Annotated in this window: 16 protein-coding genes, 2 pseudogenes and 1 other annotated feature; of the genes and pseudogenes, 13 read left to right on the top strand and 5 right to left on the bottom strand. The window is 34.7% G+C overall.

Going from position 1 to position 13767, the window contains the following annotated elements:
• Nucleotides 1-193, top strand: a pseudogene (locus tag JOC59_RS02945) (N-acetylmuramoyl-L-alanine amidase family protein); the annotation flags it as partial.
• Nucleotides 194-610: 417 nt separating this feature from the next.
• On the opposite strand, the pseudogene JOC59_RS02940 reads toward JOC59_RS02945, so the two are convergent.
• From JOC59_RS02940 to JOC59_RS02930, 3 genes and pseudogenes are all read right to left on the bottom strand, one after another.
• Nucleotides 611-883 (bottom strand): annotated as a pseudogene (locus JOC59_RS02940) (NAD(P)-dependent oxidoreductase); the annotation flags it as partial.
• A gap of 349 nt (nt 884-1232) precedes the next feature.
• Complete coding sequence (locus JOC59_RS02935) at nt 1233-2054, bottom strand: SPFH domain-containing protein (RefSeq protein ID WP_205143306.1); 822 nt, start codon at nt 2052-2054, stop codon at nt 1233-1235.
• Nucleotides 2055-2088: 34 nt separating this feature from the next.
• A complete protein-coding gene (locus JOC59_RS02930; protein ID WP_205143305.1) occupies nt 2089-2412 on the bottom strand; it encodes a type II toxin-antitoxin system antitoxin in 324 nt (107 codons plus the stop codon).
• A 241-nt stretch (nt 2413-2653) separates the two neighbouring features.
• Here JOC59_RS02930 and JOC59_RS02925 point away from each other — a divergent pair, with 241 nt between their 5' ends.
• The 5 genes from JOC59_RS02925 (at nt 2654) to JOC59_RS02905 (ending at nt 6091) form a co-directional block, all read left to right on the top strand.
• Entirely contained in the window at nt 2654-2944 is a 291-nt protein-coding gene (locus tag JOC59_RS02925) for a hypothetical protein (protein WP_205143304.1), read from the top strand.
• Nucleotides 2945-3065: 121 nt separating this feature from the next.
• Entirely contained in the window at nt 3066-3521 is a 456-nt protein-coding gene (locus tag JOC59_RS02920; protein ID WP_205143303.1) for a hypothetical protein, read from the top strand.
• 273 nt (nt 3522-3794) lie between these two features.
• Complete coding sequence (locus JOC59_RS02915; RefSeq protein ID WP_205143302.1) at nt 3795-4409, top strand: NADPH-dependent FMN reductase; 615 nt, start codon at nt 3795-3797, stop codon at nt 4407-4409.
• Nucleotides 4410-4424: 15 nt separating this feature from the next.
• Complete coding sequence (locus JOC59_RS02910; RefSeq protein ID WP_205143301.1) at nt 4425-5114, top strand: NADPH-dependent FMN reductase; 690 nt, start codon at nt 4425-4427, stop codon at nt 5112-5114.
• A gap of 8 nt (nt 5115-5122) precedes the next feature.
• Entirely contained in the window at nt 5123-6091 is a 969-nt protein-coding gene (locus JOC59_RS02905) for an FAD:protein FMN transferase (RefSeq protein ID WP_205143300.1), read from the top strand.
• A gap of 140 nt (nt 6092-6231) precedes the next feature.
• On the opposite strand, the gene JOC59_RS02900 is transcribed toward JOC59_RS02905, so the two are convergent.
• Nucleotides 6232-6504 carry a hypothetical protein gene (locus JOC59_RS02900; protein WP_205143299.1) on the bottom strand — a complete coding sequence of 91 codons (273 nt, stop codon included), beginning with the start codon at nt 6502-6504 and terminating at the stop codon, nt 6232-6234.
• A gap of 263 nt (nt 6505-6767) precedes the next feature.
• Between JOC59_RS02900 and JOC59_RS02895 the strand changes: the two genes are divergently transcribed.
• Nucleotides 6768-7238 carry a hypothetical protein gene (locus tag JOC59_RS02895; RefSeq protein WP_205143298.1) on the top strand — a complete coding sequence of 157 codons (471 nt, stop codon included), beginning with the start codon at nt 6768-6770 and terminating at the stop codon, nt 7236-7238.
• Between the two features lie 170 nt (nt 7239-7408).
• Here the strand turns inward: JOC59_RS02895 and JOC59_RS02890 are convergent, their stop codons facing one another.
• Nucleotides 7409-8293 (bottom strand): hypothetical protein, encoded by an 885-nt coding sequence (locus tag JOC59_RS02890; RefSeq protein ID WP_205143297.1) that lies wholly within the window; start codon nt 8291-8293, stop codon nt 7409-7411.
• Nucleotides 8294-8813: 520 nt separating this feature from the next.
• On the opposite strand from JOC59_RS02890, the gene JOC59_RS02885 reads away from it, so the two are divergent.
• From JOC59_RS02885 to JOC59_RS02860, 6 genes are all read left to right on the top strand, one after another.
• Nucleotides 8814-9398 (top strand): hypothetical protein, encoded by a 585-nt coding sequence (locus JOC59_RS02885; RefSeq protein WP_205143296.1) that lies wholly within the window; start codon nt 8814-8816, stop codon nt 9396-9398.
• A 52-nt stretch (nt 9399-9450) separates the two neighbouring features.
• Nucleotides 9451-9906 carry an NUDIX hydrolase gene (locus JOC59_RS02880; protein WP_205143295.1) on the top strand — a complete coding sequence of 152 codons (456 nt, stop codon included), beginning with the start codon at nt 9451-9453 and terminating at the stop codon, nt 9904-9906.
• Nucleotides 9907-9996: 90 nt separating this feature from the next.
• The gene (locus JOC59_RS02875) at nt 9997-10296 is read left to right on the top strand and encodes an ArsR/SmtB family transcription factor (protein WP_205143294.1); all 300 of its coding nucleotides are present in this window, start codon (nt 9997-9999) and stop codon (nt 10294-10296) included.
• A gap of 359 nt (nt 10297-10655) precedes the next feature.
• Nucleotides 10656-10826, top strand: coding sequence for a hypothetical protein (locus JOC59_RS02870; RefSeq protein ID WP_205143293.1), 171 nt, complete (start codon nt 10656-10658; stop codon nt 10824-10826).
• Between the two features lie 102 nt (nt 10827-10928).
• Nucleotides 10929-11165: a binding site (T-box leader), on the top strand.
• Nucleotides 11166-11233: 68 nt separating this feature from the next.
• Nucleotides 11234-12172 (top strand): homocysteine S-methyltransferase, encoded by a 939-nt coding sequence (mmuM, locus tag JOC59_RS02865; protein ID WP_205143292.1) that lies wholly within the window; start codon nt 11234-11236, stop codon nt 12170-12172.
• Nucleotides 12165-13547, top strand: a complete 1383-nt coding sequence (locus JOC59_RS02860; RefSeq protein WP_205143291.1) for an amino acid permease — start codon at nt 12165-12167, stop codon at nt 13545-13547. Before mmuM ends, JOC59_RS02860 begins: the two co-directional genes overlap by 8 nt.
• Nucleotides 13548-13767: the final 220 nt, after the last annotated feature.

Below are 13767 nucleotides of genomic sequence, written 5' to 3'. Positions count from 1 at the left end.
TGGTCAAAAATTCTTGGGTGGGCATTGGTATTTATTTGATAGTAAAACTGGTGTCATGAAGACTGGTTGGCAGTATATCAGTAATAAGCACAAGAAGGTATATTATAATAGCCAGGGTCAAATGGTTTATGGGAAACAGGTAATTGCTGGCAAAACCTATTATTTTGATACTAAAACCGGTAGAAAACTTTAAGTAAAGTAAATCAGTTAGAAAAATTCTTGCTAGCTGGTGAGTGTGTAGCAAAACCGAAAAAATAAGCCTTTTTCTGGAGTGGAGAAATCCGCTCTTTTTTTTTTTGCGCCCTTACGAAATATTTAGTATGGACATTGACAAAAGAACCAACTCAGAATCTTTCAGGATAAGATTCTTTGCAAGCACCTAATAACCCACCTTAATCAAAGAATAAATTATCTAAAATTTGTTCATCAACGTTATCACGCTGTGATAAAGCCAAAATTTCATAGTTAGACGAACCACATAATCCGTCGTAACTTTGAACTTGGGCTTGGTCAAATTGAAGATACTGTTTTTTCTAATTGCTTTATTTTAGACAGTTTTACTTCAATGTAGGCAAAAGAATTCACAGACCATTGCCATTAACCATTGCCATTAATTGATAACGTTTTTCATATCTCCTAATAAATATGCTTTTATATTATCAACAGTCATATGCAACAACCGTTCTCTTGTCTCATATGGTGCCCAAGCAATATGTGGGGTAATATAACAATTTTTGGCCTGTAATAATGGGCTATCACTAGTAATTGGCTCCCCTTTAACAACATCAGTGGCGTAGGCATAAATTTTGCCTTCATTCAAGGCATTCTTGATGTCCGCTTCATTGGCCAATTTGCCTCGGGCCGTATTCAATAAAATCACCCCTCTAAAAATCTATTAAAATAGCCCCCATTATCTAACCGCTAGATAATAGGGGCTGTTTTTGATTTAAATGGCATAATAGGCTTTAAAATTCAGAGCTAAATTGAATGGTTAATTATTGATTGTGGTTTAACAATCAAACCGACAAACTCACGTTGGCTCATACCCGTGTTTTTACGAAGATCATAAAATTGCCGATGAATTGGGAGTTTCAAAGTAAAGAATTGAACACATAATGCCAAGTAAAAAAATGATAAGTAAATGCAATAAAAAAACCACCAACTCAAACTTCGAATTAGTGGCTTATTCCTAAGCTAGTCTTTTTACAACTTTGCAAGTTCCTTCAAAACTTTTAGTTATTACTTGTACTCTTAAATAATTTACCAACAGTTGGGATTTTACCAAAGTCAGCAGCACTATCAGATGGAACGACAACGGTGTTAGCTGATGAATTAGCTAATTTTTCAAAAGCATTAATCGATTGATTTTGGAAATACTTATCATCAGCATTGGCTAAACCAGCTTGGATAGTATCAATGCGGTAGCGTTCTGCATCAGCCCGTGTTTTAGTAGCTTGAGCTTCAGCGGTAGCAGTAGCCATCAATGCATCATTGCGGGCTTTAGTGGTAAGTTCAATTGATTTAGCTTCACCTTCAGCTTTGGCAATGGCAGCAACTCTTTCTCGGTCAGATGTTAGCTGCTTATCCATAGCCGCTTGAATGGCTGAAGAAGGCGTTAATTCATCAATATTAATGCGATCAACATTAATTCCATACGTATTAGTTAAATCACCAATGGCGATGGCTAATTCTTGGTTAATTTTAGCGGTTGAACCCAGGGCTTCATTTAAATCCATTCGACCAACAATATCCCGTAAGTGACCACGGACAAGTTGGGCCATTGACTCAACTGAATCAGTATTTTCATATTGGTATTTAGCAGCGTTGGTAACGTGATAGTTCAAAGTGACACTAGCTGAAACATCAGCATTATCTTTAGTAATAATTGAATAGTTAGGTAGGGCAAGAGGTGCCATAGCTAAGCTTACTTTATGAATTTTTTGAATAAATGGGATATAAAAATGTAGGCCTGAATCAACACTACGTCGATATTTACCAAGAGTCTCAACTAATCCTTGGTTATTTTGTTGAATAATTTTAATTCCAAATGGCATGATAAAATTCCTTTCTATAATGTAATGGTAACGGTTAAACACGTTGGAGTGTTAATAAATTACCATCAGTAGCAACAATACAGTAATTAGCACTTATATCAATCGACAAATTATTATCAGTTTTAAAACGATAATAAATCCCATTAACATAGACCAGATTATTAACCAAATCAAGACTAGCACCATTAATAATTTGTTTGATGATATGACGATCTTCAAAATTGTTAATAGGTAGCTGTTGCGCTAACAGATTGACAATGTACGAATTGACACTACGGTGATCTTTTCGGGCTAATTCACTAATTTGGTCATATAAATCTTGACTAAGGCGTAATAAAAATCGTTTTTCATCACTCATATGATAGCCTCTCAATATTTATTTGATACTATTATGATATCACAAGGATATAATTATTCAACTAAAATTTATCTATCATTAATTATTTATTATATGTAAGTGTAAAATAAAAGCTTTATTATGTTTTAATTTCGTTTAATTATCGTTAAGGAATGTATAAAAGCTCACATCAGCTAATGCTTATTTGTTAAAACTAGGGTACACTATGGTTAGTGAAATTTAGGAAAAAAGAGATTCTAACATGAATAAATATAATGAACTTACCAAAGAACTATTATCACGCTTATACATGAATTTTGATGGCAACGATCCTATTCAAAAACAAGCCCAAAAATTAATTGTTAAAACTTATCACAAATTAGAAAAATCACAAGACTCATTACAACGGACATTGATGTTTCTTTTTAATAACCTAACAAAACTAGAAAGAATTAAAAAGTTAGTGTTAAATTATCCTAGTCAAGAACTAGTAAATGAATTACGGCACTTAATGCAACCACAACTGGCACTTGGGATAAAGACAAATAATTAGTGTCTAGGAAGGGAAATAATTCCCCAACTAAAGACAGTCTTCAACGCAAGAAATCCTTTTCAAGGCAGGTAAAAACCACTATAATGCGATAGTGGACTGAAAAGAAAGGGAAGTGAACATCGTGCAAAAAAAAGTGGCTAATATACTTGCGATAGTAATGATAACTTGTGTAGCGTTTAGTTTTATTTGGATATTACGACCCACAACATCTTTATTTGCAAGCCAAAATGTTGAAAAATTAACAAAACAAGGCAATGTGTTAACGACCAAGCGAGTGTTGCTTGGTAAAACAACAACTAAGGGCGTTGTTATAGGTTATGCTAAAGCAACGCCACATTGGCGCAAAAAAGCCAACTATCAAGTAAAACAGATGATGACTAGTAATGGACAAGCAACGTTGGTGACAGCTAATATTCCCGCAAATGTGAAAAAAGCTAGCCGGTTAGTAAAGGTAGCGGATAAAACAGTTTTGACGTATCGCCAAATAAAGTATGTACCTGCATTGAATCATTATTATCAAAAAATAGTTACGAAAAGTAAAATAAAAGCAACGTATTTAATTGTTACTTATAAGTAGTTGGTTATGTGATTTATTTAATTTGAATAAAAAGCATTAGCCACAGATTTATAAAATGAAATTTCAGTAGAATAAGCGCAGCGCCGTGGTTAGTTAAGTGGGTTAATCACGGCTTTTTTAGCGGCTAAAAATTAAAAAATCCTTTAAAAAGGTTAATAACATAAAAATTTAATTATCCTTATTGAACTATTGTGAAAAAAAGAGTAATATTGAATGTTAGTGATTGTGCTTTTTTTCACTAAAACGAAGAGAACTTAACAGGAGGAAATTCTTATGAAGAATATCATAGGAATAGTTGGTAGTACGTATAGTAAATCTACCAACCGCTTATTATTACAATTTATTCAAAAACGGTATAGTAATGGTGAACAGGTACAAATCGAATTAGTACCACTTGATAAATTACCATTATTTGACAAACCAGCAGATCGAAAAATTCCAGCAGTAGCACAAACGATTTCGGATAAAATTGAAGCGGCTGATGGTGTTATTATTGCGATTCCTGAGTATGATCATTCAGTACCTGCTCGTTTATCAAATGCATTGGCTTGGTTGTCTTATACGACCCATCCATTTATTGATAAACCTGTTATGATTACTGGTGCATCATATGGTTCTTTAGGTTCGTCACGGGCTCAAGCACATTTAAAACAGATTTTAGATTCACCTGAATTGGGTGCATTAACAATGCCAAGCTCAGAATTTTTATTAGCTCGGTCACTACAAGCATTTAATGAAGATGGTGCTATTACCGATCAAGCAACGTTAGATTACCTTGATCGAGTTTTTGCTAATTTTATGATTTTCATGGATATTGCCGCACAGTTAAAACACACTGTTGTTAAAGATAAAGAAAAAGTGCAAAGTTTTTCTTGGGATAATATTTAGGTTGGAGGAAAAATAATGAAATTAGTTGGAATTGTGGGCTCTGCAGCCAAAGAATCATACAATCGTTTCTTGTTAAAGTATATTGCCGCAGAATTTGGTGATTTATTTGAACTTGAATTACTAGAAGTGAAAGACTTACCATTATTTGATCAAGAAGCTACCGTAACAGCAGATTCATTGATTAATAAATATAGTGATACAATCAAGGCAGCGGATGGCGTGATTATTGCCACCCCTGAGCATAATCATACTGTTGGTGCTGCGCTTAAAAGTGCTTTGGAATGGTTATCATATGATGTGCATCCCTTTAATGACAAACCAGTTATGGTGATAGGAACATCATATTATGATCAAGGAACTTCACGGGCTCAATTACATTTACGCCAAATTTTAGAAGCACCTGGTGTTAATGCGATTACGTTCCCAGGCCATGAATTTCTATTAGCTAATGCTAAAGATGCGTTTGATGAAGCTCATGAAATTAAGGATTACCGCACAGTTAAATTTTTAGAGGCTAACTTAAAAGAATTTAAAAAATTTGTTAAGCTAATTCAACGCATGGACGATGAAGAGTTAGTGGATGATGTAGCCGGCGCATCTGAAAATGCAGATACAGCAAAGGCACCAGTTGCTCCGGTTACTGATAAAGAAATAGCTGCAGACAATGAAGTCGATGATGTAGCTAGTGCTTCGGTTGATGAGTAAGCGTTAATATGTTATTGACCAAAAAATTACATTTGATGGGGACAAGTATTAAATTAAATATTGAGCACCCACAAGCAGACGCATTGTTGGCTAATTTAGCAACTCAACTAGTAGTCTATGAGCGCAGATTTAGTGCCAATGATCAGCGGTCTGAGTTAATGCAAATTACCAAACAAGCTGGAAACGCAGCCGTGAAAGTTAACTCTGATTTATATGAGCTAATTAAAATTGGCAAAAAAATTAGTGCTGACTCTACTAACAATCTAAATATTGCAATAGGCCCACTTGTTCAAACGTGGCGCATTGGCTTTGCTGATGCCCAAATGCCTACTGAAACCCAAATTAACGCGGTCATGCCATTGACTGATCCGAACGCGATTATTTTAGATGATGCCAAACAGACCGTTTTTTTACAACATCATGGTATGGCAATTGATTTGGGGTGTTTAGCCAAGGGTTTTATAACAGACTTATTAGTACAATACCTGGACCAATTTCAGCCACTATCAGCACTTTTAAATTTAGGTGGGAGTAATATTTTAGTTATGGGAGCGGCACCAAATCAACGACCATTTTGGAAAATTGGATTGCAAGTTCCCGGCGATGCGCGTGGCCAGTATGGCTTAATTTTAAATGTTAATGAAACCGCCATTGTAACGTCTGGTATTTATGAACGCACTTTAAACGTAAATGGGCATCAGTACCATCATTTACTTGATGCAACGAGTGGTTATCCGTTACTAACTGATGTAACGAGCATTACTATTATGGCTCCCAACTCATTGCTTGGTGAGATTTGGACCACCGCCTTATTTGGACAATCAGTGGCTACGATTATGCATAAGTTAGATCAACTACCCGACATTGAAGGCATCTTGATTACTAGAGATAAGCAGGTTTTTATATCAAAAGGATTTGTTAAACAGGTTAAAATAGTTAATCCCGCCTTTAAGTATCAAGTAAGTTATCCCAAGTAAAAAGTGTTCATGGTGATAGTTCAAAAAATTTAAAATACCAAAAAAGGGCTGAATATTTAAATTCAGTCCTTTTTACTAGTTTTATTACGAAACTAATTGGCTTGTACGCTACAGGTTCATATTTTGGGGCATGTCCTAACTTACTTGCTTAGCGGAACTGCTAATAAATCGCATAAGGTACTAATTTCAGTAGGGACGGGGTAGTGATTACTAGTTGATAATGCCACTAGTTCATCATGTAGGCTAATATTAGCTTGCATTGACACATGCTTATTTGCTATCAATTGATGATAGTTCAATAATGGCGCTTGCAAAGCAGGTAAACACGCAGTTGCCATAATTGCAGCTTCTAAGGCAGTTCCAATCCGAACTGTACTATTAGTATTTTCATCTCGCTGTTGAAAGAGACGCATAATTTAATCCTCACTAAAATTAATATTATCTGATTTTTGTTCTATGGTTAATTTATAGACAATCTAATGTGACCGAAATTCATCATACCACTTTTTAAATAAAAAGCTAGTAGTTAAACTATGAAATTTTATTACAAATCATGAAAGCGGTTTAATGTTTCATTGTTGTTAAAAAAACGATAAAAGCAAGCTGATTGTTTGATAATATGCTAGAATCAATTAACAACTAAGCACTAGTTAATACTAATTTATTGAGGAGCAAGATGATTAGAAAAATTATTCACCACCCAGAAGCTATCGGGATTGCAACTATGGCCACGATGGTTTTTTTGATGTCAAACTATAATATGCTTTGGCGTTTTGGCTTTGCACACTATACGTTTAAACGCGAAATGGTAATCTATCCGATTGTCTTTTGTGTTGTTTTTATCGTTAAAAACATGATTTCAGCTCCAATTGTGGCTAAAATTCACCAACACTCGGTATGGTTACAACAAAGACCACGTCACATCAGTTTTCCGATATTAGTGATCACTATTAACATTACAATTGTCATGGCAATTATGACATATTTTACTCGTAATTATATTCCTAATCACTATTTTACAAGTTATATAATGAATTGGTTACATACCGTAATTGTTGCAATTCCATTATTTTTCTTTGTGGTTCGGCCAATTATTAAAAAAGTAATTGTGTTGTTACGCAATGTTTATCAGTTAGAAGCTAATTAGTAGGAGTTACAAGAAAAACGTATTTTAATAACCAATAATAGTCAAGAAAGAATGGGGCAACAGCATTGAATTTTTATAAGTTCAATGCTGTTGCCCCATTCATTCTTTCTTGATTGTGAAAATAGTTAACTAATAAGGTAGTTGGTGCTATATATTATGCAGACGCTCCGCTACTTAGTATTATAATAATTGCTCATAATTTGCTGGCCATTTTTATCAGTAGCTTTATAAGCAACTGCTTTATAAGTCCATGAAAGTTTATGCTTATTACTTAAACGTTGTGTTAAGAAGTAACTGTTACTTGATTCGTAAGAGTCAAGTAAGTTAAGCTGTTTACCATAAGTGAAGTTGGCCGCTAAATTTAGAATTGTGGTGGCATGATTAGCACTATCACTATGGCCATTAGAACGATTTAATAAGACGATAAAGTAACCAGACTTAGCCCACTTGTTAATATACCTAGCTACTAAATTACCATGGCTATTACCTTTACCATAACCAAAGTATGCTGAGCCAATCGCTTTGAATGATTCCTTTTTAGTTAAAACCTGATATTTTTTATTAGCTTGTTGAATAACCTGATTAGCTTTGGTTTTGGAAACAGGTCGGGTATAGCCAACATACCCAACTGATTGCCCATTGTTGGATGTTCTTTGATTAGGATTTTTTCCGGTTTGAGCTTGCCAAAGAGCAGCGGCAAACTTGCTGACATTTTCACCACTACGGTAATCAATGATGCCAGCTAGGGCCATCGCATTTGCAATTGAATTTTCAGTACAACCAGAATTGACAAAAGTATGCCCCATATTATCAATTTGCGAACTTGTTGGAATAGTAAAGCGATACCATTTTGTACCAATTTTGACATTTTTAGTGCGACTACCTTGTAAATACTGCCCTGAAAAGTAATTAACAGGTTGTGTGGTACTATTGACGGTAGTGGTTGAACTTTTATGAATATTATTACTATCAGCATAGATCGCTGGTAATCCAATGCCAAGGAGCGTTGTTGATAGCGACAGCGTAGTTGTGATTTTATAAAATGCAGAGTTCATATGTTATTCCTTTAAAACTTATTTAATTTATTTCAATAAAATTATTAATGTTAGCAATAATTATACCGTTTTTATACCAAATTAAAGGTTACATTTAAGTTACTAGTTGTTATCATTGATTGTCATTAGATGATGATGCGCCACCGAGGATAATTATTAAAAACTTGTGAGAACTACACCGAAATGCGAAGTACTTCACAATTTTAAACGAAAGCATGCTATAATTAACTTATTCTCTCATATGTATTTCTTCTTAGTCGGGCTGTAACAGATGTTACAGCTCTTTTTTTATTACGATAAAGATAATGATAAAGTGAACAATCTTTAGCCTTTAATAGGTAATGAATTAAAAAGAAGTAAAATGCTGCTGTCACGAGCATCAGTACTTGAAGGCTATTTAATCTTGGTTGCAACTGGATACGATGTTATAGTTTGTCGTTTTGAAATAAAGCTGGCAAGGATCATAAATAGTTATATAATTAAGAAGGATAAATTTTTAGGTTTATAGGATGAAAAAACAATGAAGATAAGTTTAAAAACATTTTGGGGTCTGACATTTGAGAGTGTCTGTGGTTTGAGTATCTCTAATGGGATAATAGTAGCCAGTCCTAAAAGTAATTTGAATACGAAAAACATCACTTTTTTTAGAAAGTATGTAGGCTCAAACACGTATACGCAAAAAATTTATAAAATCCACCCTAAGTGGGTTACTAATGATAAATTATTATCGGCTGTTATGTGGCAGCCAAATAACAGTTATTTTGTTAAAACTAAAGATATTAAACTGGGAATTAAAGCTAGTAAATTAAATAATTGTGTTTTGAATAGCCATAATATTTATCGAGTCGCTTTGTATGTAGGGCAACATGCCCAACCAAACACGAAATGGCAAGCGTATTATAGCAGTTTATATAATATAAAAATGCAAAAAAATAATAAGTTAGTACGTAATATGACCTTTAATTGGACCCCATTACTTAAAACCAAGTATGGTTATCAAACAACTATGCATTATACAGTTACGAATAATTCACAAACTACTTCATTTATAACTGATTTGCATCCAGTAACGGGGTGGCATGGAACAATCAAATTGGTGTATTAATAAGATGATAGGGTTACCCTAATTGATAAGACTCAATAAAAAGGAGATAAGTATGGCAGATTATATTAAAGATATTCGAAGTAAAGTTGGGCATATGCCAATTATTTTAAATGCGGTCGCAGGGGCTATTATTAATCAAAAGAACCAAGTCCTATTACAAAAAAGATCAGATACACATAATTGGAGTTTGCCAGGTGGCTATATGGAATATGGGGAATCCTTCCAGGATACACTGTGGCGAGAAATGCAAGAAGATACAGGCTATGAGGTTGAAATACTTACTCAAATTGGGATTTTTGAACAAGGGTTTACGATCTATCCAAATGGTGACGAAACGCAAGCTATTAGTATCTTCTATTTAGTAAAGCCAATTGGAAGCACAGCTATTACGGGTGAAACTGATGAAACCTTAGCCTTAGCGTATTTTGATTTAGATAACTTACCACCCTTATTCAATCAACAAAATGCAGATATGTTGCATGCATTAAAAGTGTATTTGCAAAAATAACGCTAGATGATGATTTTCAAAATCTATGCTTAGTGCATATGAAGAGCCAAAACGAACGTACTTTACTCATAGGAGGATAAAACAAATTTTATGTCAAAAGAGGCGCTCGATATCTTACAGCAAAGCGCACCAATTTTTGCAATGTTACAAGATGAAAATCGGCAACAAATTTTATTAATGTTGTGTCAAACTGGGCCACAAAGTGTTAAACAAATTACAGATAAAATGAAATTGTCACGTCCTGCAGTATCACACCATCTAAAGCTATTATTAGATCAAAATTTAGTAAGTGTGAAAAAAAACGGGACAGAACGCAAATATGCCGTAACGTTACAACCAGCCATTGTGCTATTAAAACAATTAACGCAGGCGCTAGAAGATCAATTATAGGTCTTGTCATAAGATACTGAAACAAAGAAAATCGGATAGATTACTTTGTTATCAGTATTTTTTAATTACTAATTAATTTCTCAAAGATGAGGGGAGGACTTGTCAATGAAATTATTAATTGTTATTGATTTTATGTAATTACATATTATTTAATAAGTGAATATATATATTGACTATCAAAGTATACCAATTAGCTTAAAATTAAATATGCATATATTTTTAAGTATTTGATATTTTAAGATAAATAATTGCTTAATAAAAATTAAATTTTCTATATGTTCATAACATTATTATTGAAATCACCAAAATATTAACTTACAATGGATAATAGTTGTATAGAAGGAGATAATAATAGAATATTGGATGTATATATAAAAATTTTTCAAGCAAAAGATAAAGAAGAGTTAGAAAAACTAATTACGGGTGTTGATACTTGGTTACATGAAAACAATGCGTCCTTATACGGTAATGGTTCTTTTAAAATTAATAAACCTAAAAATCAAATAAAAATTAAATATACCAAAAATTAAAAATAACTAAACATTTCAAAATTGAAGTTGATTAAAATTATATTAAAAAATAATTGACAAGCTTTAATTTATTAGCTAAGATACATGTAACTTGTAAATATTTAATTGGCATTGAAAAGATGAGTAAGAAGATATTGATTACTAGCGAGTCTGTGTTTGGTGAAAACAGATAATTGATTAATCTGAAGATGGTCTTGGAGCCGATAAGATAGTGAACGATTGCAAATTATCTTTGGGTACGCCCATTATCGCGTAATGGTTAGTTTCTTTGACCAAATAAGGTTATTTTGGTAACAAAATAGCAAATGTAGGTGGTAACACGAGTAAATCGTCCCGCAGTTTTATAAACTGTGGGGCTTTTTTGCATTCATCGATAGTGAGCAACGCAAAAAATTGGAGGGTAAAAAATGACAAAAATTATTGAAGAATTAGCAGTAGGACCGATCGTATTTAATGGTGCGATGGGAACTGAACTTGATAAGTTGGGTGTTGATACGACTACTAAGTTATGGTCAGCCGCGGCTATTCAAAATGCACCACAAGCTATTTATGATATTCATTATGCTTATTTTAGAAGCGGAGCGCGTATTACTGATACGAATACGTATCAAGCAACAGTACCTGGATTATTAGCAGCTGGGTATGATCAAGCAACGGCCACTTCATTAATTAGGAAAGCGGTGCTAATTGCTAAAAAAGCGCGTGATGACTATGCAAGTGCAACGCATACGCCAAAAGGGTATGTTGGCGCATCTATTGGACCCTATGGAGCTTATTTAGCAAATGGTGCTGAGTATACAGGTGCCTATCAGTTAAGTAAAGAGCAGTATCAAGAATTTCATGTGGGGCGTTTGCAAGAAATTGAAAAAGTAGGGGTGGATTTTTTAGCTTTAGAAACACTACCTCGGTTAGATGAAGCAATAGCAGTTTTAGATTATATTGAAAAAAAGTATCCAAAAGAATTGGTGTGGGTCGCATTTTCTGTTAAGAATGATCAGTCTTTAGCTGATGGTTCAAGTCTAGCTAATGCGATTAAAGCAGTTAGTCAATACCGGCAAGTATTTGCTGTCGGAGTAAACTGCATTGACTTACATCAGTTAACACCAATTATTCAGACTGTTAAAGCTAATACAAATAAAGCGGTTGTCGTTTACCCTAATTCGGGTGAGCGATATAACCCGGCAACTAAAACCTGGGATGCTAACCCCGATGAATTAAATTTTAAGTCCGAAACTGGGACGTGGCTAGCAAATGGTGCGGATATTATTGGTGGTTGTTGCCGAACAAGTCCCCAAGATATTGCACAAATTACACAAGTTGTAACGGAGGCCCGGTTACATGTCTAGACAACACACAAACTTAGAACGGAAAATGCAAGCGCGCCATGTCCAAATGATTAGCATGGGTGGGGTAATTGGCACCGGGCTATTTCTGAGTTCCGGTTATACTATTGCTCAAGCCGGGCCACTTGGGACAATTCTTTCCTATATAATTGGTGCAGTTCTGGTTTATCTAGTCATGGTGTGTTTAGGTGAGCTAGCAGTGGCAATGCCGTATACTGGTGCCTTTCATGTTTATGCAAAACGCTATCTGGGTCCCGCAACCGGATTTGTTGTGGCAATTTTATATTGGTTAACATGGACAATTGCACTAGGATCGGAGTTTACTGGTGCTGGATTAATTATGCAGCAATGGTTTCCACAAATTCCAGTTTGGATTTGGAGTACGTTATTCATTATTTTGATCTTTGGTTTAAACGCATTTTCCGTACGAATTTTTGCAGAAGGGGAGTTTTGGCTAGCTATTATAAAAGTTATCGCAATTTTGACATTTATCGTACTTGGGACGTTGGCTATTGTGCATTTATTACCTTTAAAAAACGGCCAAACTGCACATGTGACAACTAATCTATTTGGGCACGGGCTGTTTCCAAATGGTGTTAGTAAAGTATTTAGTACAATGTTAACCGTAACATTTGCGTTCTCTGGGACAGAATTAATTGGTGTAACTGCTGGTGAGACTAAAGATCCAGCGACAACGATCCCCAAAGCAATTCATAGTACAGTATGGCGCTTAATTATCTTTTTCGTCGGTGCGATTATTGTCATGGCCGCACTAATTCCGTATAAGGAAGCGGGTGTAAGTACTAGCCCATTTGTGGTTGTATTTCGGCAATTAGGCATTCCATATGTGGCTGATATTATGAATTTTGTAATTTTAACCGCTATTATTTCTACTGCTAATTCAGGGCTGTATGCTTCAGCAAGAATGCTCTGGTCATTGAGTAATGAAGGTTTGATTAGTAAAAAAATTGCCCAAACAAATGCTGCCGGGGTCCCAATGCGTGCCTTAGTTTGGAGTATGTTTGGCGGATTATTGGCGTTATTATCCAGTGTAATCGCAGCAGATACTTTGTATGTCGTCCTAGTTTCAATTTCGGGAATGGCTGTAATGTTGGTTTGGGTAGCTATTGCAGCAAGCGCCATTAAATTTAGACAACAGTTCTTCGCGCAAGGTCATCAAGTTGATGAATTAGCATACCATATGCCTGGGTATCCGGTAGTACCATGGTTGGCGTTAATTGGCTCAAGTCTGTCAGTTCTATTGACTATTTTTGATGCGACACAACGCGTAGCACTATACTATACAGTGCCATTTGTAATCTTATGTTATCTGGGGTATTATCTAATTAGTCGGCACTCGGTAACAAATAAATTGTAAAGTAAATATAAATTACAGCTGATTAATAGGAACTTTAACTTTTAATAGTAATATATGATGAAGAAGCATTACTTAAAAGCATTGCGATTGAGACAAACAGGTAAACGGTTTGGCACATGGGCAACGCTTTTTTTGTATGCTTAAAAAAAGATGGTTTATTCCCGTACTTGGTTAACTCAAAGGTAAGGTTGTTAGACGTTGCACCCGGGAACAGATTGGT

The organism is Periweissella beninensis (assembly GCF_016908275.1).
GTDB lineage: Bacteria > Bacillota > Bacilli > Lactobacillales > Lactobacillaceae > Periweissella > Periweissella beninensis.
Note: the sequence above shows the minus strand (reverse complement) of the source record. Positions and strands in the feature narration are given on the sequence as shown.